Annotated in this window: 16 protein-coding genes; 5 read left to right on the forward strand and 11 right to left on the reverse strand. The window is 65.9% G+C overall.

What is annotated here, in order from left to right; genetic code table 11:
- Positions 1–6 precede the first annotated feature (6 nt).
- Both FQV39_RS06500 and FQV39_RS06505 read right to left on the reverse strand, forming a co-directional pair.
- On the reverse strand, positions 7–981 hold the full coding sequence (locus FQV39_RS06500) for a flavin reductase family protein (RefSeq protein WP_149129548.1): 975 nt from the start codon (positions 979–981) through the stop codon (positions 7–9).
- Between the two features lie 127 nt (positions 982–1,108).
- Positions 1,109–2,920 (reverse strand): helix-turn-helix domain-containing protein, encoded by a 1,812-nt coding sequence (locus tag FQV39_RS06505; protein WP_149129549.1) that lies wholly within the window; start codon positions 2,918–2,920, stop codon positions 1,109–1,111.
- Positions 2,921–3,066: 146 nt separating this feature from the next.
- Between FQV39_RS06505 and FQV39_RS06510 the strand changes: the two genes are divergently transcribed.
- Positions 3,067–3,657, forward strand: a complete 591-nt coding sequence (locus tag FQV39_RS06510; protein WP_149129550.1) for an amino acid synthesis family protein — start codon at positions 3,067–3,069, stop codon at positions 3,655–3,657.
- 94 nt (positions 3,658–3,751) lie between these two features.
- Here the strand turns inward: FQV39_RS06510 and FQV39_RS06515 are convergent, their stop codons facing one another.
- Positions 3,752–5,155 (reverse strand): aminotransferase, encoded by a 1,404-nt coding sequence (locus FQV39_RS06515; RefSeq protein WP_472840627.1) that lies wholly within the window; start codon positions 5,153–5,155, stop codon positions 3,752–3,754.
- An 18-nt stretch (positions 5,156–5,173) separates the two neighbouring features.
- Positions 5,174–6,652: an NAD-dependent succinate-semialdehyde dehydrogenase gene (locus tag FQV39_RS06520; RefSeq protein ID WP_149129552.1), complete on the reverse strand. Its 1,479-nt coding sequence runs from the start codon at positions 6,650–6,652 to the stop codon at positions 5,174–5,176.
- A 126-nt stretch (positions 6,653–6,778) separates the two neighbouring features.
- On the opposite strand from FQV39_RS06520, the gene FQV39_RS06525 reads away from it, so the two are divergent.
- From FQV39_RS06525 to FQV39_RS06535, 3 genes are all read left to right on the forward strand, one after another.
- Positions 6,779–7,246, forward strand: a complete 468-nt coding sequence (locus FQV39_RS06525) for an Lrp/AsnC family transcriptional regulator (RefSeq protein ID WP_149129553.1) — start codon at positions 6,779–6,781, stop codon at positions 7,244–7,246.
- Between the two features lie 138 nt (positions 7,247–7,384).
- Entirely contained in the window at positions 7,385–8,416 is a 1,032-nt protein-coding gene (gene proX, locus FQV39_RS06530) for a glycine betaine/L-proline ABC transporter substrate-binding protein ProX (RefSeq protein ID WP_210251179.1), read from the forward strand.
- A 78-nt stretch (positions 8,417–8,494) separates the two neighbouring features.
- Complete coding sequence (locus tag FQV39_RS06535; RefSeq protein ID WP_149129555.1) at positions 8,495–9,715, forward strand: M20 metallopeptidase family protein; 1,221 nt, start codon at positions 8,495–8,497, stop codon at positions 9,713–9,715.
- 60 nt (positions 9,716–9,775) lie between these two features.
- Here the strand turns inward: FQV39_RS06535 and FQV39_RS06540 are convergent, their stop codons facing one another.
- From FQV39_RS06540 to FQV39_RS06570, 7 genes are all read right to left on the reverse strand, one after another.
- Positions 9,776–11,101 (reverse strand): NAD(P)/FAD-dependent oxidoreductase, encoded by a 1,326-nt coding sequence (locus FQV39_RS06540; protein WP_149129556.1) that lies wholly within the window; start codon positions 11,099–11,101, stop codon positions 9,776–9,778.
- On the reverse strand, positions 11,094–11,858 hold the full coding sequence (locus tag FQV39_RS06545) for an amino acid ABC transporter ATP-binding protein (RefSeq protein ID WP_149129557.1): 765 nt from the start codon (positions 11,856–11,858) through the stop codon (positions 11,094–11,096). The genes FQV39_RS06540 and FQV39_RS06545 overlap by 8 nt, the downstream gene beginning before the upstream one ends.
- Positions 11,855–13,354 (reverse strand): argininosuccinate lyase, encoded by a 1,500-nt coding sequence (argH, locus tag FQV39_RS06550; RefSeq protein ID WP_149129558.1) that lies wholly within the window; start codon positions 13,352–13,354, stop codon positions 11,855–11,857. The genes FQV39_RS06545 and argH overlap by 4 nt, the downstream gene beginning before the upstream one ends.
- Positions 13,355–13,381: 27 nt before the next feature.
- On the reverse strand, positions 13,382–14,098 hold the full coding sequence (locus FQV39_RS06555; protein WP_149129559.1) for an amino acid ABC transporter permease: 717 nt from the start codon (positions 14,096–14,098) through the stop codon (positions 13,382–13,384).
- A gap of 10 nt (positions 14,099–14,108) precedes the next feature.
- The gene (locus FQV39_RS06560; protein ID WP_149129560.1) at positions 14,109–14,771 is read right to left on the reverse strand and encodes an amino acid ABC transporter permease; all 663 of its coding nucleotides are present in this window, start codon (positions 14,769–14,771) and stop codon (positions 14,109–14,111) included.
- Positions 14,772–14,840: 69 nt separating this feature from the next.
- A complete protein-coding gene (locus FQV39_RS06565; RefSeq protein WP_210251180.1) occupies positions 14,841–15,677 on the reverse strand; it encodes a transporter substrate-binding domain-containing protein in 837 nt (278 codons plus the stop codon).
- Complete coding sequence (locus FQV39_RS06570; protein ID WP_210251181.1) at positions 15,674–16,885, reverse strand: pyridoxal-phosphate dependent enzyme; 1,212 nt, start codon at positions 16,883–16,885, stop codon at positions 15,674–15,676. Before FQV39_RS06570 ends, FQV39_RS06565 begins: the two co-directional genes overlap by 4 nt.
- Between FQV39_RS06570 and FQV39_RS06575 the strand changes: the two genes are divergently transcribed.
- Positions 16,845–17,903 carry a LysR substrate-binding domain-containing protein gene (locus FQV39_RS06575; protein WP_210251182.1) on the forward strand — a complete coding sequence of 353 codons (1,059 nt, stop codon included), beginning with the start codon at positions 16,845–16,847 and terminating at the stop codon, positions 17,901–17,903. The two genes, FQV39_RS06570 and FQV39_RS06575, sit on opposite strands and share 41 nt — an antisense overlap.
- Positions 17,904–18,125: the final 222 nt, after the last annotated feature.

Below are 18,125 nucleotides of genomic sequence, written 5' to 3' on the forward strand. Positions count from 1 at the left end.
TCAGATTTACGGGAGGTTGGCCCAGGGCTGCGCGTCGCCGACCATCGCGAGACGGCCGCCGTCATCGGAATCCATGTAGATTCCGAAGCGCTTGCTGGCGCTTTCGCGGGCATAGCGCCGCAGCATCGAATTGATTTCCCCGGTCGGAATCTCGTCGTAGGGGAGCCGGTCGATCGGGAAGAAGCGAAGCCCAGCGGAGAGCGCCAGCGAGGCGGATTCCTGAGCAAGGCGGGCGCGATAGATCAGGTAACCCGGGTCGCCGTCGCTGACGTCGAAGACGGAGTAGAGGAAGGTGTCGTCGGGCACGAGCGTCAGCGCGTCGCCGCCATCGAGCTTCAGCTCGTTATCGGCGATACGGCGCTTCGCGCTCGGCAGCACCCAGCCACCCTTGCCGTCCGATCGCAGCAGCAAATGCCCATCTGCCTCAATGAGGTAGCCGACGATCATGCCATGCGACTCGAGCCAGCCCGGCGGCAGCGGATCCTTCACATTGGCGTAGCGGCCGCGGCAGAAGCCGAGCGGCGCGCTCGGGCTCGTGCCGAAAGCCTGCACCTCGCCGATCAGCACGACATGGTCGCCGGCATCGACGCGGTTGTGGATCGTGCAGTCGAACCAGGTCAGGCAATCCGTCAGGACCGGCGCGCCGGTGTGGACGCGGTCGTGATTGACCGTGTCGAACTTGTTCGCGGCCTTCGAGGCGAAGAGGTTCGAGATGTCGGTCTGCGCCTCGTGCAGCAGATTGACCGCGAAGGACACCGAGCTGTTGAAGGCGCCGTAGCTATGGGCACTCTTGCCCACGCAAACCAGCAGCAGCGGCGGGTCGAGCGAAACCGAGGTGAAGGAGTTCGCGGTCATGCCGCGCGGGGTGCCGTCGGCATCGCGCGTCGTGATGACGGTGACACCGGTCACGAAGGTTCCGAAGGCGCGTCGCAACGCGACCGGGTCGATCGCGGTAACTGTCTTTTCCGCGGGAGCGAGCATCCGCCTCACCTCGATCAATGCGGGATCGTGGTGAGAGGCTAGGCGCCGAGAATGCCCTTCGCTTCCTAGGAACAGCCGGACGGATGCGGGAAATGTTTCGTCGGATTGATGGAGCCGATGCTTCTTCTCAGGCCACCTTCACTTCGCTGCCCTCGATGACGCCATGCAGCCGGATGGCAAGCTCGATGGCGAAACGCTTGTCGGCCGTTTCGGGGTCAATCCCGAAGAGGTCCTGGATGCGCGAGAGCCGGTAGCGCAGCGTCGTGACGTGCAGCCCCATGGCATCGGCGCAGGCCTGGGCGCGGCAACCCTCGCGGAGATAGGCGGACAGCGTCTCCAGATAGGGCGTGTCGTGCTTGCGGTCATGCGCGATCACCGCGCCGATCGCGCCATCGACGAAGCTGCGGACATCCGCCGACTCGGCGGCGCCGATCAGCATCGGCATCGGACCGAAATCGAAGGCCGATAAGGTTCCGCTGCGCCCGAAGGACCGTGCAATGCGGATCATCCGCCAGCAGCGCTCCCATTCCTTGGGATAGCTATCGAAGCCTTCGCAAATCCCACCCAGGACGACGGTCGGTTCCCGGCTGAAGTTGTGGCGTAGCGTGTCCACGATGCGCCGCGCCAGTCGCTCGATCCGGCCGGGCTCTCCTTCCTTTTCTTCCGGCACCAGGCAAACGAGGCCGCCGCCAATGGCAATCACGCTCACCGACAGGTTCATCTGGCGTGCGATGCGCGTTACGGCATGGTGACAATCGACGCCAATGTCGGCCGGCAATGACGGCATGTCAGGAAAATCGACGACAAGCATGCGCGCCGGCCTGCCGAGCGCCAGTCCCAGCCGCCGGCCCCTCTCAACCACATCCTGGGCATCGCGCCAGCGGTGCTCGACGATCTCGAAGAACAGCTCGGTCAGGGTGCGCGTCTCGAAGCGGAAGCGGATGACACTGCGCATCATCTGCACGCTAAGGGCGAATTTCACGCTATCGAGCAGCAAACGCTGGAGGTCGCCGCCTGCCTCCCCGGCTTCCGGAAAGATGACCAACGCCCCCACCGGCTGCCCATCGACGTCGAGCGCCTCGATCCTTGCCATAATCTGCAGCCGCTGCGTCCCGTCGTCGAGGCGCAGGCTCTGCGGCTCGACCCGACCGATCGCCACGGCATCCCGTGCGGCGGCGGTGATCTGGGCGCCGATCGCGCCGTCGAGCGCCCGCTGCCAGGCCGCATCGTCGAAGCGTAGCGGTGCCGGCGAGCGGCTGGCCGCGAGTGCATTGCCGGCGAAATCCACGACAAGGATCGCATCCGGCAGCAGCCCGGCGAGCATCGTGGAGAGCGCCGCGGTCGAACCGCCCGACAGGACCTGCTGCAGCAGCATGGTCTGGGTCTGCAATGCGCTCTGCAGCTGCTCCGCAGCCTGGCGCTGCGCACGCAGACGATGTTCGCGCTCGACGGCGATGCCGCCGAGATGGACGATCATGCCCATGAAGGCGAGATCGTCGGCCGATACGTCCTGAATGTCGCGGGAGACAACGTTCAGCACCATTGCCCGCCCCTGCTCATCGGAGCAGCTCATCGGCAGCACCAATACCGTGCGGTAGTCGCGTTCGAACGCTTCCCGGCGATAACCAGGAAATTCCTCCGAGACGCGCGCGTCCCGGATGTAGACGGGTTCATTGCGCTGGAGAGCGATCAGGGCCGGGCTGGTGGCCAGCTCCCAGCGGTTTTCCAGGCGCCGGCGCAGCAGGGTCGGATCGTGCCGGACGACGACGTGAGCCTCGCCATGGGGCGCATCGATCGCCATGATCGAGCCCAGCGTCCAGCCGCCATGTTCGCAGGCCGCGCGGATGAGATCGCGGAGCACCGTGTCGAGGTCGCCGCCGGAGTTGATCCGGCTTGCAACGTCGCGCAACGAACGCATCTGCGAAGCTTGGTCCGCCATGGGTTCCTCCCCGTCGACCGCGCCCGATCTTACGCCGCACCGCAGGTCAATCCATGAATTTCTTCCCGCGATCCGATGGAAGACGATGCACGAACGGCGTCGCTACGCTTGTTCGCCCAATCACGATCGCAACAGGTGGACACGCCATGGATTACGGCCTTCGCAAGATCTCGACCTTCGTCGAGGAAACCTTCATCGAGGGCGGCAAGGCCGCCGACAAGCCGGTGCGCTTCGTCGTGGTAGCCGCCGTGCTGCGCAATCCCTGGGCGGGCCAGGGCTTCGTCGAGAACCTGCGCCCGGAGATCCTGCGCATCGCGCCCGAGCTCGGGAAGGAGCTGACGAAGCGCCTCGTCGCCGTGATGCCGGCCGAGCAGGTCGAGGCCTATGGAAAGGCAGCCGCCGTCGGCAGCAATGGCGAGATCGAGCACGCCTCCGCACTGATCCACACACTGCGCTTCGGCAACATGTTCCGTGATGCGGTGAAGGGCACGGCCTATCTCAGCTTCACCAACACCCGCAACGCGCCAGGCGCCCTGCTCTCGCTGCCGATGATCCACAAAACCGAGACCGGCAAGCGTTCCCACTTCCTCACCGCCCAGTTCCTGATCCCGGATGCGCCGGCGGCCGACGAGGTGCTGGTCGCGATCGGCGCCGCCGATAACAGCCGCGCCCATCCCCGGCTCGCCGACCGCTTCCAGGACATGGAAGAGATGAAGCGGGAGCTGGCGGACGCCTGAACCAATAGGCCAAGGCAATCTGTCAGCCTTACGGGGCCCGCCTATCCGACGGGCCCTCTTCTTTTGCCTGCCCTGTGAGGACCGAGTCGTCATCTCAGGAGAGCGCGACCTTCTCGCGAGCAAGCTCGTCCATGACCTGCCGCACGGCCTTCTCGGCGATGGCGACGATCTCGTCGATCTCGTCGCGGCTTGTCACCAGCGGCGGTGCGAAGCCGAGGATCTCGCCATGCGGCATGGCGCGCGCGATCAAGCCGCGGTCGCGCGCCGCCTTGGAGATGCGGGCGCCGACCTTGAGAGCGGGATCGAAGCGGGTCTTGGCGTCGCGATTGGCAACGAATTCGAGCGCGCCCAGCATGCCGACGCCACGCACTTCGCCGACGATCGGGAGCTGAGCGAAGGTTGTTTTCAGTCGCTCCTGGAAATAGCCGCCGACATCGCGCGCCCTGCCCGCCAGATCTTCCTTCTCGACGATGTCGAGCACGGCATTCGCCGCGGCGGCGCCGATCGGGTGGCCGGAGTAGGTGTAACCGTGCGAGAAGGCTCCGACGCGATCCGCGCCCTCCTCCATCACCTTGTAGACCTTCTCGCCGACGATCGCGGCCGAAAGCGGAAAATAGGCGGAAGTCAGGCCCTTGGCGACGGTGATCAAATCGGGCTCGATGCCGTAGAGGTGAGAGCCGAAGGGCGTGCCGACGCGTCCGAATCCGGTCACGACCTCGTCGGCGATCAACAGCACGTCGTATTTGCGTAAGATCGCCTGGATCGCCGGCCAGTAGCCCTGCGGCGGCGGGGTGATGCCGCCTGTGCCAAGCACCGGCTCGCCGATGAAGGCGCCGACCGTTTCCGGGCCCTCGCGCAGGATCAACTCCTCCAGCTCGGAGGCGAGGCGCCGCGAGAATTCGGCCTCGGTCTCGCCGGCCTGCGCACCCCAGTAATGATGCGGCGCACCGGTATGGAGGATGCCGGAGAACGGCAGGTCCATATGGTCGTGATAGAAGCTCATCCCGGTCATCGAGCCCGAGACGACGCTGCAGCCATGGTAGCCGCGCAGGCGCGAGATGATCTTCTTCTTCCGCGGCTGGCCGCGCAGGTTGTTGTAATACCAGACGAGCTTGGCCTGGGTCTCGTTCGCGTCCGAGCCGGACATGCCGTAGAAGACCTTGCTCATCTTGCCCGGCGCCATCCTCACAAGGCGGTCGGAGAGGATGGCCAGCTCGTCGGTCGTATGGGCGGCATAGGAGTGGTAATAGGCCAGCCGATAGGCCTGCCGCGAGATCGCCTCGGCGACCTCGGTGCGGCCATAGCCGATATTGACGCAATAGAGGCCGGCGAAGCCGTCGATATAGCTGCGGCCGGTCGCGTCCTGAATGCGGATGCCCTTGCCGGTCTCGACGATGGTGGGCTCGCCGAGCTTGCCGGTGGCGAAGTCCTTGAGCTGGGTGAAGGGATGCAGGGTGCTGGCGCGATCCAGCGCGCCGATCATCTCAAGATTGAGCATAATTCATTATCTCCTTGATTATACAGCAAGATTTCCGAAGCAGACATATTTCGCTTCGAGATATTCGCTGAGGCCGTGGCGCGAGCCTTCCCGGCCGAGGCCGGACTGCTTCCAGCCGCCGAAGGGAATGGGCGCGCCGGTGAATTTCGGCGTGTTGACCGCGACCATGCCGTATTCGAGCGCATCGGTGAGGCGCATCGCCCGGCGCAGATCCTCGGTGTACAGGTAGGCGGCGAGCCCCATCTCGGTCGCGTTGGCGCGGGCGACGACCTCCTCCTCCATGTCGAAGGGCAGGATCGCGGCGACAGGACCGAAGGTCTCCTCGCGGGCGATCAACATGTCGTCGGTGACATCGGCCAGCACGGCCGGCTGGACGAAATTGCCGCCGAGCGGGCTGTCCTGCCCGCCAGCGACCAGCCGGGCGCCGGCCGCCACCGCCTGGGCGATCTGCTGGCGGCACTTCACGGCGACGGAGGGGCGCGTCATCGGGCCGATATCGACGCCCTCCTCCAGCCCATGGCCGACCTTGAGGCGCGCTGTCGCTTCGGCATAAGCCGCGACGAAGCGCTCATAGACGCCGCGCTGGACATAGATGCGGTTGGCGGCGAGGCAGTCCTGCCCCGAGGTCGCGAATTTGGCTGCGATGCCGCCGATGACGGCCTGTTCCAGCGGCGCATCGTCGAAAACGATGAAGGGCGCATGGCCGCCGAGTTCGAGCGAAGCACGCTTCACCGTCTGGGCCGCCTGGCCGAGCAGGAGGCGGCCGATCTCGGTCGAGCCGGTGAAGGAGAAGGCGCGGATCTCCGTATGCGTCAACAGGCGATGCGCCGTCGGCGCGGCCGCGCCGGTCAGTACCTGGAAGACACCCTTCGGAAAACCGACTTCCTCCGCGAGCTTCGCCAGAGCGAGCGCCGAGAGCGGCGTTTCCGGGGCAGGCTTCACCACCATGGCGCAGCCGGCAGCGAGCGCCGCCCCGGCCTTGCGGGTGATCATCGCGCTCGGGAAGTTCCACGGCGTCACAGCGGCTGCAACGCCGATCGGCTGCATCTGCACCGAGAGTCGGCTGCCGGGCAGATGGCTGGGAATGGTCTCGCCATAGCTGCGCTCGCCCTCGGCCGCGAACCAGTCGAGGAAGGCGGCGGCATAGGCGATCTCGCCCTTCGCTTCAGCAAGCGGCTTGCCCTGCTCGGCGGTCATGATGACGGCGAGGTCGTCGGCATTGCGCCGCATCGCCGTCGCCCAGCCGCGCAGCAGGCAGCCGCGCTCGGCCGGCAGCGTCTGGCGCCACAGCTTCTGCGCGACGACCGCGGCCGCGACGGCCTCGTCAACGGCCTCCAGCGGCAGCGAGGCCACGCTCGCGATGGTTTCCTGCGTCGCGGGATCGACCACCGCGATCCGCTCGGCGACATCGCGCCAGCCTCCATTCACGAAAGCCCTGGTCTCCAGCAGATCGCCACGCTTCAGCTCTTTCAGCGCTTTCGCGGATAAACCCCGCATCCCATCCTCCGCCTCGATGATTGAGTGGCGGAGAGGCTAGTGCAGAGAATGCGGCCTATGCCGATGAAGCACGCGTGTTCGCGATGATTTTCGGCTTGGATGGGGCCAGGAACGCAGGTTTTCAGCATGATTGAACTCGACAGCCTGGATCGCAGACTTCTGGACGCGGTGCAGCAGAACAACCGCTTGACCACGGCCGAGCTCGGCGAGCGCGTCGGCCTTTCTGCCACAGCCTGCCAGCGCCGCCTCAAGCGCCTGCGTGACGCCGGCGTGATCGAGGCCGATGTCGCCATCGTCTCGCCGCGCGCCGTCGGTCGTCCGCTCTCGATGCTGGTGCTGGTGACGCTGGAGCGCGAACGGGCCGACATCGTCGATCGCTTCAAGGCCTCCATCCGGGCGACGAGGGAGGTCATGATCGGCTTCTACGTCACCGGCGATGCCGATTTCGTGCTCCACGTCACCGCTCGGGACATGGAGGATTATGAGCGCTTTACCCGCCGGTTCTTCTACGAAAATCCCGACATCAAGGGCTTCAAGACCCTGGTGGTGATGGACCGCGTGAAGGCGAGCTTCGCCCTCCCGATCGATCCGTGACGCGACGGGGCCTCCATCGCCGGCCGAGCATGCGCCGTTTCGATGGAAAGCACATCCCCGCTCTCCAACCCACGGCAGGAAGTGGCGATGGCGTCGGCCCGCTAGCCTTCCTTGGGGAATCGAAATTCGAGGAGATTGATGATGGCTGCCTTCTGGACGCGTAGAGCCGGGCTGATCCTGGCACTGGCTGGGCTGTGGGCGGGCTGCGCGTCCGCCGAGGCCCTTCCCGGAGCGGGCAAGACCGTGCGTATCGCCATCGGCGACACGTTGGGCGCCGGACGGATGCAGGACCACATCATCGAGACCGCATTCCAGAAGCTGGGCTACAAGCCGGTCGAGACACAGATCAACCCGACCCTGTTCTTCCAGGCCTCGGCACTCGGCGATCTCGATATGATCTCGGGCGTCAACTTTCCGCAGCGCGAGCCGCAATTCAAGGCCGTCGAAAAGCAGCTGGCCACGATCGGCGACGGGACAATCGTCGAAGGCGGCGTCAACGGCTACCTGATCGACAAGAAGACGGCGGATGCCCTCGGCATCACCCAGCTCGACCAGCTCAAGGACGCCCAGATCGCCGCCAAGCTCTCGGCCGAGGGCAAGGTCAACCTGATCAACTGCGATCCCGGCTGGTCCTGCGGCGACGTCGTCGAATACCAGCTCGACAAGTTCGGCCTGAAGAGCACCATCAAGTCGGTGCGCGGCAAATACGAGGCCCTGATGGCCGAGGCGATCGCGCGGGTCATGCGTGGCGAGCCGACGCTCTACTATGCCTGGAGCCCGTCCTGGGTGATGGACAAGCTCGTGCCGGGCAAGGATGTCGTCTGGCTGCCAACGCCTTTCGACGCCGTGCCGCCGAACATCAAGGTTTCGGCGAGCGCCCTGGTGCCGGGCGTCAAGGGCTGTGCCGGCGGGCAGGATCCGTGTCGGATGGCGCTCGGCCAATGGAACTACATGCCGATCGCGAACCGCGACTTCCTGGCCAAGAACCCGGCGATCCAGCGCTTCCTCGCGCTTTCGCGCTACCCGCGCGACACCTGGGCGAAATGGGAAGGCGCCATTGCCCTCGACAGCTCTCCGCGCGCCATCAAGGCCGCGGCCGAAGCCTGGATCAAGGAGAACCAGTCGACCTTCGACGGCTGGATCAACGAGTCGCTGGCAGCCGCACGCTGACCAGCCGCGCGATCACGACAGCCGGCTGACCGGCCCCTTCGCGCCTTCCGCACAGCTTCACTCCGATCGGATTCCATCATGGACATTGCCCACGACCGCAACGATATCGGCCCCGTCATCGATGCCATCGTGCGCGAGATCGCGCCGAGCCTCGTCGAAATCCGCCGTGACATCCATGCCCATCCGGAAATCGGCTTCGAGGTCGAGCGCACCGCCGGCGTAGTCGCCGCCGAGCTGACGCGGCTGGGCATCGCCTGCAAGACCGGCGTCGGACGCACCGGCGTCGTCGCCGATATCCAGGGCAGCGCCCCCGGGCCACGGCTCGTGATCCGCGCCGATATGGACGCGCTGCCGATGCAGGAGACCACCGGCCTGCCCTATGCCAGCACCATCCCGGGCCGGATGCACGCCTGCGGCCACGACCTGCACACCGCGACCCTGATCGGCGTCGGAGCCGTGCTCAGTCAGCTCTCCGGCAAGCTGAGCGGTTCGATCCGGCTCGTTTTCCAGCCCGCCGAGGAGACGATCGACAGCGGCGCCGCCGCCATGATCGCCGACGGCGCGCTGGAGGGTGTCGACATGGCGCTCGGCTTCCATAACGAGCCGAGCGTCCCGGCCGGCAAGATCGCCTATATCCGCGGCGCGAGCTTCGCCTCGGCCGACAGCTTCCAGATCGTGGTCGAAGGTCGCTCCGGCCATGCCGCCCAGCCGCATGAGGCGGTCGATCCGATCGTGGCGGCCGGCCATCTCCTGACCCAGTTACAGACGATCGTCTCGCGCGAACTCAATCCGATCCGTAGCGCCGTCGTGACTGTGGGACGCATCGAAGGCGGGGACGCCTACAACATCATCCCGAACCGCTGCACCATGGCAGGTACGGTTCGCACACGCTCCCCAGAGGCGCGCGATGCCATCGAGGCGGCCATGAAGCGCATCTGCGCCGGCGTCTCACTCGTCCACCGCGTCGATTGCAAGGTCGACTACCGCCGTAACCTGCCACCCGTGATGAGCGCGGACGGCCTGCTCGATCTCACCGTCGAGGCCGTCAGGCAGCAGGGCGGCGACGTCATCGAGGTCGAGGGCGGTTTTGGCGCGGAGGATTTCGCCTTCTTCTCCGAGCGTGTGCCCTCTTCCCATATCCGCATCGGCTCCGGCCAGCCAGGCCGAGAGGACCGCGTTCACAACTCGAACTATCAGCCCGACGAGGGCAGCATCGCCGCTGGCGTTCGAGCCCTGAGCCGCACCGCTTTTGAACTGCTCGGAAATCCACGAGCATCCGAACGCCATCGGCCGCAATAGCGCGGCCGATCCCGCAGCTGGCCCGGAGTCCATCGCGACCTTGGTCGTCATCTCTGTCCTTCACAAGCGTGCCAGACGACGGTCGATCGCGTCCTGGAGATGATACCAGCCGCTCACGATCGGCAGGAACCAGGGGCGTCCGTCGTAAAGCGGGACCGGGATCTCGGGAAATGCCGGATCGTCGAAGGCGCTCCTGCGATTCTGCTGACCGAGCAGCTTCAGCGCGGATTGGTGGCCGAGATAGGTCATCAGCGCCACGCCGTTGCCGTTGCAGCCCACAGCGAAGTCGATGCCGTCGCGCTTGCCCATATGCGCGATCTTGTCGGCCGTCATCCCGACCTTGCCACTCCAGCAATGCGTGACCTTGTAACCGGCGAGTTGCGGCCAGACCTTCAGCATCATCGCGTGGAGCTTCGGAGCTGCCTCGCGCTCCGGGATGGAGAACATGCCGGGCCGGCTGCCGAAGAGGATGCGCGTGCCATCCGGCGACGGGCGCGAATAGATCAGCTCGCGCTTGGAATCCGTGATCATGCGGCGGCCGGGATTGATCTCGGCCATCAGCTCCGGCGGGAGCGGTTCGGTCGCGATCTGATAGCTCAGGACGCCGACGATACGGTTGTGCAGGAAGCCGCTTGCCTTGTCGCTGTAGCCGTTGGTGCCGAAGAAGACATGCCGCGCGCGGATGACGCCGCGGCCGGTTTCGACGTCGTGGAAGCCGTCCGGGCGATTCTTCACCTTCAGGACGGGCGCGTGCGAGCGCAGCGTCGCACCATTCGCGGCGGCGAGGCGACGCAGCGCCCGATGATATTTGCCAGGGTGAAGGCCGCCATAGTCGTCGATGACGATGCCGCCGTGATAGAAATCGGTCTTGGTGACCTCGTGCTGGCGCGATTTCGGGATCTCGTGAACGGTTACGCCGGTGTGCTTCGCCAGCAGCTCGCCCTGGCGGCATAGCCGGTCGTAGTGACGCGGCACATGCGCCCCGAAATAGCGGCCGAAGATGCCGAGATCGGCATCAAGGCCGTGCTGACGGATCAATGCCTTGAGGTGGTCGTAAGAAGACAGTGAGTCTTCCAGCAGGCGTTCCATCCGCGCGGCGTCGACGCCCTTGATCGCGCCGCCGATCACCAGCTTCTGACCGCTCGACACCATGCCACCCGAGCGCGTCGAGGCGCCGGCGCCCAATTCCGCGGCGTCGACGACGGTGACGTCGACGCCATTGCGAGCGAGCTCGGCCGCCGCTGAAAGCCCGCAATAACCGGAGCCGACGACGAGCACGTCGGTGGTTTCCGGCAGAGGCTCACGCGCAGTCTCAGGAGGGGCGGCGTCCCACCAATAGGGGTTCGTCGTGAAATCGGGCGCCAGAACGCCGGCCGGCTCAACCATGTGCGGCCTCTCCGAAAGATCTGATGGAGGACAGGAAGCCGCGGGTCCGCTCGTGCTGCGGGGCCCCGAACAGCCTTTCCGGCGCGCCCTCCTCCACGATGCGGCCCTCGGCCATGAAAACGATGCGATCGGCAACCTCGCGGGCGAAGCCCATTTCGTGCGTGACGACGACCATGGTCGTCCCCTCGCGCGCCAAATCCTTCATCACGTCGAGGACACTGCCAATGGTCTCGGGATCGAGAGCCGAGGTCGGCTCGTCGAAGAGAATCGCCTTCGGCCGCATGGCAAGCGCGCGCACGATGGCGACCCGCTGCTGCTGGCCGCCGGACAGTGCGGCAGGATAATCGTCGGCCTTGTGCGCGAGGCCGACACGCGCCAACAGGGCGCGTGCTTCCTCCTCCGCCTTGGCTCGCGGCACACCGCGGCGGCGCTCGGGCGTCAACGTCATGTTGCGCAGCACCGTCAGGTGCGGGAATAGCGAATAGTCTTGGAAGACCATGCCCACCTCGGTCCGCATGCGCTGCCAGGCGGCCTCGTGGTGGATGTCGACGGGCCGCCCGGCAACCTTGAGGGTGCCTTCGTCCGGGCGGACGAGACCGTTGATGCAGCGGATCAGCGTGCTCTTGCCCGAGCCGCTCGGGCCGATCAGCACCACCACGGAGCCGACCTCCACATCGAGATCGACGCCATGCAGGGCACGGTGTGCGCCGAAGCTCTTGCCGATCCCGCGCAGGCTGATCAGTGGCGAAGCGCTCATGCTGCGAGCTCCCGCATGTCGCGCTTCAGGACCTCGCGCGCGGCCTGCAGGCGACCGCGCTTCGCTGCCAGCGTTGCCCGGCGGGTTTCGAGACGGGCCTGCGCACTCTCGACGGCGCGCGCCACCGCCTCCGGGGCCGGCCCGCCCGGCAGATTGCGGCCGGCGGCACCGACCGCCGGGTTCAGGCAGCGGCGAACCGCTTCGGCCGACAGCTTCAACGGACGACCGAGCTGTTCGAGGGCCGCCGCATCGACCATCTCCGTCGTGATGCCGTCGGCCGCAAGCCCGGTATCCATCGCCGCGCGCACGACGCCGCCCACGACGTGGTGGGCCTCGCGGAAGGATAGGTCGGCCTCCCGCACCATCAGATCGGCCAGATCGGTGGCAGAGGCGAAATCCTCAGTGACGCGACGCTTCATGAGCGGGGCGTTCGGCCGGGCGGTCGCGATGACGAGGTCGAAGAGCGCCAGGCAGCGCAAGACCTCTTCGCCGGCCTCCCAGACGCCGCGCATGGCCTCGCGATTGCCGTCGATGGTGTTGGTGAAATGGGTGCCCTTCACCGCCGTGGCGGAAGCGACGTAGAGGCCGACAAGATGGCCGGCCTTGCCCTTGAGGTGCTCGAGCACCACCGGGTTCTTCTTCTGCGGCATGATGCTGGAGGTCCCGGTGACACGGTCAGGGAATTCGATCGTCTGGAATTCGTGCGAGACCATGACGTGATAGTCCTGCGCGACGCGGCTCCAGCCGAGGGCGATCTGCGAGAGGCCCGAGAGTATCTCCAGGCCGAAATCGCGCGTCGCCACCGCGTCGAGCGTGTTCTCCACCAGTCCCTCGAAGCCGAGCGAACGGGCGACCGCGTCGCGGTCGATGGCGAAGGTCGTACCGGCAAGCGCACCCGCACCGAGCGGGCTGATATTGGTGCGCGACCAGGCATCGGCCAGGCGACCGTGGTCGCGCTCCAGCGACTGGGCGACACCGGCGAGATAGAAGCCGTATGTGACCGGTTGGGCCGGCTGCAGATGCGTGTAGCCCGGCATCACCACGTCGCGGAAGCGGAAGGCCCCATCGAGAGCATGTTCCTCGACCGACAGCAGCGCCTGGCTGGCGTCGAGCAGCAGGTCGCGGGCGCGTAGCCGATCGAGCGCCGCGGTGAGATCGTTGCGGCTGCGGGCGATGTGCATGCGCCCGCCCGCCTCGGTGCCGATCAGCTTGATGAGGTGGGCCTCGTAGTTGAAGTACGAATCCTCGCGCTCGGGATCGAGCTCGACGACCTCCGGCCCCTCCTGCTCCATCTGCAGCAGGCCGGCTGCGAGTGCCTTGGCGGCCTGGGGCGAGATGAGACCGCGGCGCGCCAGCATCAGCACATGCGCCTGGTTGAGATCGCTCATATGGCTGAAGACGGTGCGGAAATCCCGCGCGAGGCGCGGCGCGTAGATGTGCTCGCAGACCTCCTCGGCGACCTTTTCGGTCAGGCGGCGGCTGACTTTCGATTCCATGGCGATGTCCTTCGCGACGATGCGAGATCAGGGAAGCTGAGGGGCGGGCTCGGGCGCGGGAGCGGCTCCGGGCGCAGGCTGGCGGTGGTCGCGCTTCAGGCGCTTTTCGAGCCAGCGGCCGAACCAGGTCAGGGCCGAGCAGATAACGAAATAGGTGAGAAGCACCGCGGCGTAGACGATGAAGGCGGGGTTCCAGCCTTCCATCATCGTGGTGCGTTCGACGATGATCTGTCCGACCTTGAAGAACTCGTTGACGCCGACCAGCGCGCCCAGCGACGTCGCCTGCACGAGGAGCGTCAGCAGGCCGACGAAGGGCGGCAGGATGGCGCGCAGGGCCTGCGGCCCGGTGATGAAGACGTAGACCTCCCAGGTCTTCAGCCCGAGCGCGGCCGCGCTCTGCCACTGGTGCCTGGGCACCGCGTTGAAGCCGCCGCGGACGATCTCGACGCCGTTGGCGCTGCCCCAGAGCGAGAGGCCGACCGTCACGGCCGCAAACGGCGAGAGTTCGAGCCCGAAAAGCGGAGCGACGAAAAAGACGAAGAAGATGTTCACGACGAGCGGGATGTCGCGGAAGAGTTCGACATAGACCTTCACCGCGACGCGCAGCCAGTCGAAGCGCAAGGTGGCCAGCGTGCCAAGCACGAAGGAGATGATCGTCGCGAAGAACAGTGTCGCCAGCGCCAGCCCCAGCGTCATCGCCAGGCCCTGCATGATGAAGGGAAGATTGCGGACCAGGAGTTCCATCGCGCCCTCCTCAGTGACGGAACGGCGCGTTGAGCCGGTATTCGAGGCGGCTCGCGAGGAAGGACAGAACAAGGACCAGCGCGAGATAGATCACGCAGATCGCGGCGAACATTTCGATGGTGCGGAAATCCATCGAGATCCGGTCGATGGCGACATAGGTGAGCTCCGCGAGGCCGATCGCCTGCAGATAAGAGGAGTTTTTCAGGAGCGAGATCGAGGTATTGAGCATCGATGGCAAGCCGACGCGGATCGCCATCGGGGCGGCCACCAGTCGAAAGAAGCGCCAGGGCGACAGACCGAGCGAAAAGGCGGCCTCCCGCAGCCCCTTGCCGACGGTCTCAAGCCCGCCTCGAATGTTCTCGATCTGATAGGCACCGGCCCATATCGTCAGGCACAGCACGCCGGACCAGAACAGAGAGAGCCGCAAACCCAACCCCGGCAGCCCATAGAAGATGAAGAAGAGCTGGGCGAGCAGCGGCGTGTTGCGGATGAACTCGACATAGCCCGCGACGAGCTTGCCGAGCACGGGGATCTGCAGCACACGCGCCGCGGCGCCGAGCAGGCCGAGGACGATGGAAAGCACGATCGACAGTGCGCTGACCTGCACGGTCATCCAGAGGCCGCGCATCAGCGCAGGCCACTGCCCCTCGATATAGGCCACGTCGAACTCCATGGCGCGCTCCTCCCGCTAACAGGCTGTCGGGCTGCCGGGAGCGCGACGACTCCCGGCGCTTGCGTTCGCTCAACGCGCGTTAGGCTTCGGCTTGGTGAAGGCGTCGACGTAGAAGGGGCGGATCTCGGCCGGGATCCACTTGTCGACCCACTTGTCGTAGAGGCCTTCGGCCTTCATGCGGTCGAGCGCGGCATCGACATAGGCGAGCCATCCGGCCTCGTTCTTGCGCACGCCGACGGCGGCGTCGGAGACCGCGAAGGGCTCGCCGACGAGGCGCAGGCTCGGATCCTTCGCGGCAATGACGACGAGCGTGGCGGCATCGTGGGTATAAGCGTCGCCCCGGCCCTGCTTCAGCGCCTGCAGAGCGTCGGAGGCGGTGTTGAGCCGCAGGTTGTCGACCTTCGCCATGTTGTCCTCGAACCACTTCGCCTGGGTCGAGCCCTTGAGCATGATCACGGTCTTGCCGGCGACGTCGTCGAGCTTCTTGATCGGGCTGTCCTTGGCGACGAGCATGTCCGAGCCGCCCCAGCGATAGGGCTTTGAGAAATCGATCACCCGCGCGCGCTCGGGAGTGATCCCGAGTGTCGCAATCAGGATGTCGACCTTCTTGCCCGTCAATTGAGGAATGCGGTTTTCGGCGGTGACGCAGGTCAGCTCGATCTTGTCGGGCGAACCGAAGGCCCAGGCGGCGATCTGGATCGCCATGTCGGTTTCGACGCCGGCGAACTTGCCGGTCTCGTCCTTGTATCCGTAGGGCGGCTGATCGCAGCGGACGCCGGCCTTCAGCACGCCGGCGGATTTGATGGCCTCCGGCAGCGGTGGCAGGCTCTGAGCGTGCGCTGCGATACCGTAAAAGGTGGCTACAACAGCCGAGAGCGCCGCAAGACGCGAAGCGAGCATGGTCATCCGTTTTCCCTCTGTTGGACCGATGGATCGGTTCTCGATGGCAAGCTGTCGGTCTGCGCCGACCTTGTGCGTACCGCTTGTGCGGCATCCTTGTTCCCGGGCGCTGCGGCCAGGTCCGTTTCTCCGGGGTTGCGCATCCCCGAGCCGGTAAGCACGAGCACCGCGTGGCGCTCGGCGAGGTTGCGCTGGCGAGCCAGATCGGCGAGCGCCGCCAAGGCAGAGGCCGCCGACAATTCGGCATGCAGCCCGCAGGCCGCCAGTCGCCGTTGCGCGGCGCGGGCCGCTTCGTCGCAGACGGGAACGGCCCGTCCGGCGCTGGCGCGCAGAGCTTCGACGGCCTGCCATGTCACCGTGCTGCCAGCGATCGAGGCCTGAACGGTCTGGCCTTCGAAGGTCTCACGGTAGTCGGCGCCGGCGAGCACCCGTGCGAGGCGCGGGAACGGCTCGGCCGCGACCAGCACCGGCAGGCCGTTGCCAAGTTCCTCGAACCCGAGCCGCATGCCGGAAAGCAGATCCCCACGCGAGCATGGCACGACCACGAGGTCGGGCGGGTCCGGCTCCGCCAGCTCGGCAGCCAGCGTCTTGTAGCCCTCGATACCGAACGGATTGGTGCCGATGGCGGGGACCCGGTAGTTCGTCGCGGCGAAGGCGCCTTCGCCGACGCGCTGCGACAGGTATGTCCACCGCCCCATGCTGTCGGAGAAGCTTTTAAGCGTCGCGCCATGCGACGCGATCGCCTTGCGGTAGGACTGCGGCAACGCATCGGTGACCGCGATCTCTGCCGCAAGGCCGGCCCGCCGCGCATAAGCGGCAATGGAGAGACCGCCATTGCCGCTCGATGCGGCCACGACGGTCTCGACTCCGCGCTCCAGCGCTCGCGCCAGCAGCTGCGCGCTCATCCGGTCCTTGTGCGAGCCCGTCGGATTGCACCATTCGAGCTTGGCCGACAGGCGGCCAAGCCCCAGTTCGGCAGCAAGGCCCGGCAATTCGATCAGCTGCGTTCCGCCCTCTCCCAGCGACAGGGCGCCGGGATAAGGCAGCGCGATACCGCTCCCGCCCGCCGCATAGGTCAGCCGCAGATTGGCAGCGTGCCCGCCGGCAGCGCAGCGTGGGCAGCCCGCTTCATATTCGCAGACGGGCCAAACCGCGTCGCAGCGCAGGCAGCTCATGCCGGAGAGCCGGGTCGTCGCTGCGATGATGGGGCGCACTGACATAGCCAAAAGTATTGTCAGCGCTGCCCATCTGGTCAAATCTCAGTTTTTCGATCTGCTATTCACCAGTGATATGAGGCGCCGGATGAATCTGAGACAGGTGGATGCCTTCCGGACGATCATGCTGCGCGGTTCGATGACGGCCGCCGCGCAGGAGCTTCACACGTCGCAGCCCAGCATCAGCCGGCTGATCGCGGAGCTCGAAGCCGAGATCGATTTGAAGCTGTTCGATCGCAAAGCCGGACGATTGCGTCCGACGCAGGAAGGGCTGGCCTTCTATCGAGAGGTCGAGCGCAGCTTCACCGGGCTCGAAAATCTCTCTTATGCGGCACGTGACATCCGCGCTTTCGGCACCGGGCGGCTTCGCATCGCGGCGATGCCAGTGATGGCGCTCGGCTTCATTCCGCGCTGCATTCGCCGGTTCAAGGAGCAATTTCCCAAGGCGATCGTCTCGCTGCAGATGGGCAATGACGGCACTGTGACGCGCTGGATGTCGTCATCCTATTGCGACATCGGCTTCATCGCGAACGTGATCGACATTCCGCTTGTCGAACATCGGCCGCTCTATGCGATCCCGGGCGTCTGTGCTCTTCCGCCCGGCCATCGGCTCGCCGAGCAAGATGTCGTCACGGCAAAAGACCTGGACGGCGAGCCCTTCATCTCGCTGTCGCTGGAGGACGGCGCACGCATCCGCGTCGATCGGGTCTTCGAAGATGCTGGCGTACGCCGCCAACTCACGGTGGAAACCCCGTTCAGTGCGGCGATCTGCGCGCTCGTCGAGCAGGGCATCGGTGTCGGCATCGTGAATCCGATCGCCGCCGACGACTACCGTCGCAGTGGCATTTCGTTCCGGCCGTTCGAACCGCAAGTCATGTTCCACGGCCACGCGATGTTCCCAAGTCACCACCGGGAAGATCCGCTCGTCGATGGTTTCCTTGCCATCGTTCGCGACGACCTCGCCGTATACAATGCGAAGGCATTGCACGGCTCGATCCCGGCATCGAAATCAAGCTGATTGCGCTGCCGGCCCTGCGCCATTTGCGGACATTGGGCAATGACCCGACAGCCGACATTCGCCACGGGTGATCTCCAGCCGGGCGCATCCTGGGATGTTACGCCGCATCGCGGTCGACCTCCCTTATGGAGAGCCGGCTCCGTGACACAGGACTGTTCGCCTCGTCGCCTGCCTCTGCTTTTGAGAGGCAGGCTTTCATTCTCGATGGCTGCCGCGCGAAAG

It is taken from the genome of Bosea sp. F3-2 (genome assembly GCF_008253865.1).
Classification (GTDB): domain Bacteria; phylum Pseudomonadota; class Alphaproteobacteria; order Rhizobiales; family Beijerinckiaceae; genus Allobosea.

Coding starts and splice junctions, on each gene's coding strand:
- proX (WP_210251179.1), top strand. CDS start 7,385: ATGATGGCTGCCTTCTGGACGCGTAGAGCCGGGCTGATCCTGGCACTG.
- argH (WP_149129558.1), bottom strand. CDS start 13,354: ATGGAATCGAAAGTCAGCCGCCGCCTGACCGAAAAGGTCGCCGAGGAG.
- FQV39_RS06510 (WP_149129550.1), top strand. CDS start 3,067: ATGGATTACGGCCTTCGCAAGATCTCGACCTTCGTCGAGGAAACCTTC.
- FQV39_RS06525 (WP_149129553.1), top strand. CDS start 6,779: ATGATTGAACTCGACAGCCTGGATCGCAGACTTCTGGACGCGGTGCAG.
- FQV39_RS06500 (WP_149129548.1), bottom strand. CDS start 981: ATGCTCGCTCCCGCGGAAAAGACAGTTACCGCGATCGACCCGGTCGCG.
- FQV39_RS06520 (WP_149129552.1), bottom strand. CDS start 6,652: ATGCGGGGTTTATCCGCGAAAGCGCTGAAAGAGCTGAAGCGTGGCGAT.
- FQV39_RS06535 (WP_149129555.1), top strand. CDS start 8,495: ATGGACATTGCCCACGACCGCAACGATATCGGCCCCGTCATCGATGCC.
- FQV39_RS06560 (WP_149129560.1), bottom strand. CDS start 14,771: ATGGAGTTCGACGTGGCCTATATCGAGGGGCAGTGGCCTGCGCTGATG.
- FQV39_RS06575 (WP_210251182.1), top strand. CDS start 16,845: ATGCCGGAGAGCCGGGTCGTCGCTGCGATGATGGGGCGCACTGACATA.
- FQV39_RS06545 (WP_149129557.1), bottom strand. CDS start 11,858: ATGAGCGCTTCGCCACTGATCAGCCTGCGCGGGATCGGCAAGAGCTTC.
- FQV39_RS06515 (WP_472840627.1), bottom strand. CDS start 5,155: ATGCTCAATCTTGAGATGATCGGCGCGCTGGATCGCGCCAGCACCCTG.
- FQV39_RS06555 (WP_149129559.1), bottom strand. CDS start 14,098: ATGGAACTCCTGGTCCGCAATCTTCCCTTCATCATGCAGGGCCTGGCG.
- FQV39_RS06540 (WP_149129556.1), bottom strand. CDS start 11,101: ATGGTTGAGCCGGCCGGCGTTCTGGCGCCCGATTTCACGACGAACCCC.
- FQV39_RS06505 (WP_149129549.1), bottom strand. CDS start 2,920: ATGGCGGACCAAGCTTCGCAGATGCGTTCGTTGCGCGACGTTGCAAGC.
- FQV39_RS06565 (WP_210251180.1), bottom strand. CDS start 15,677: ATGACCATGCTCGCTTCGCGTCTTGCGGCGCTCTCGGCTGTTGTAGCC.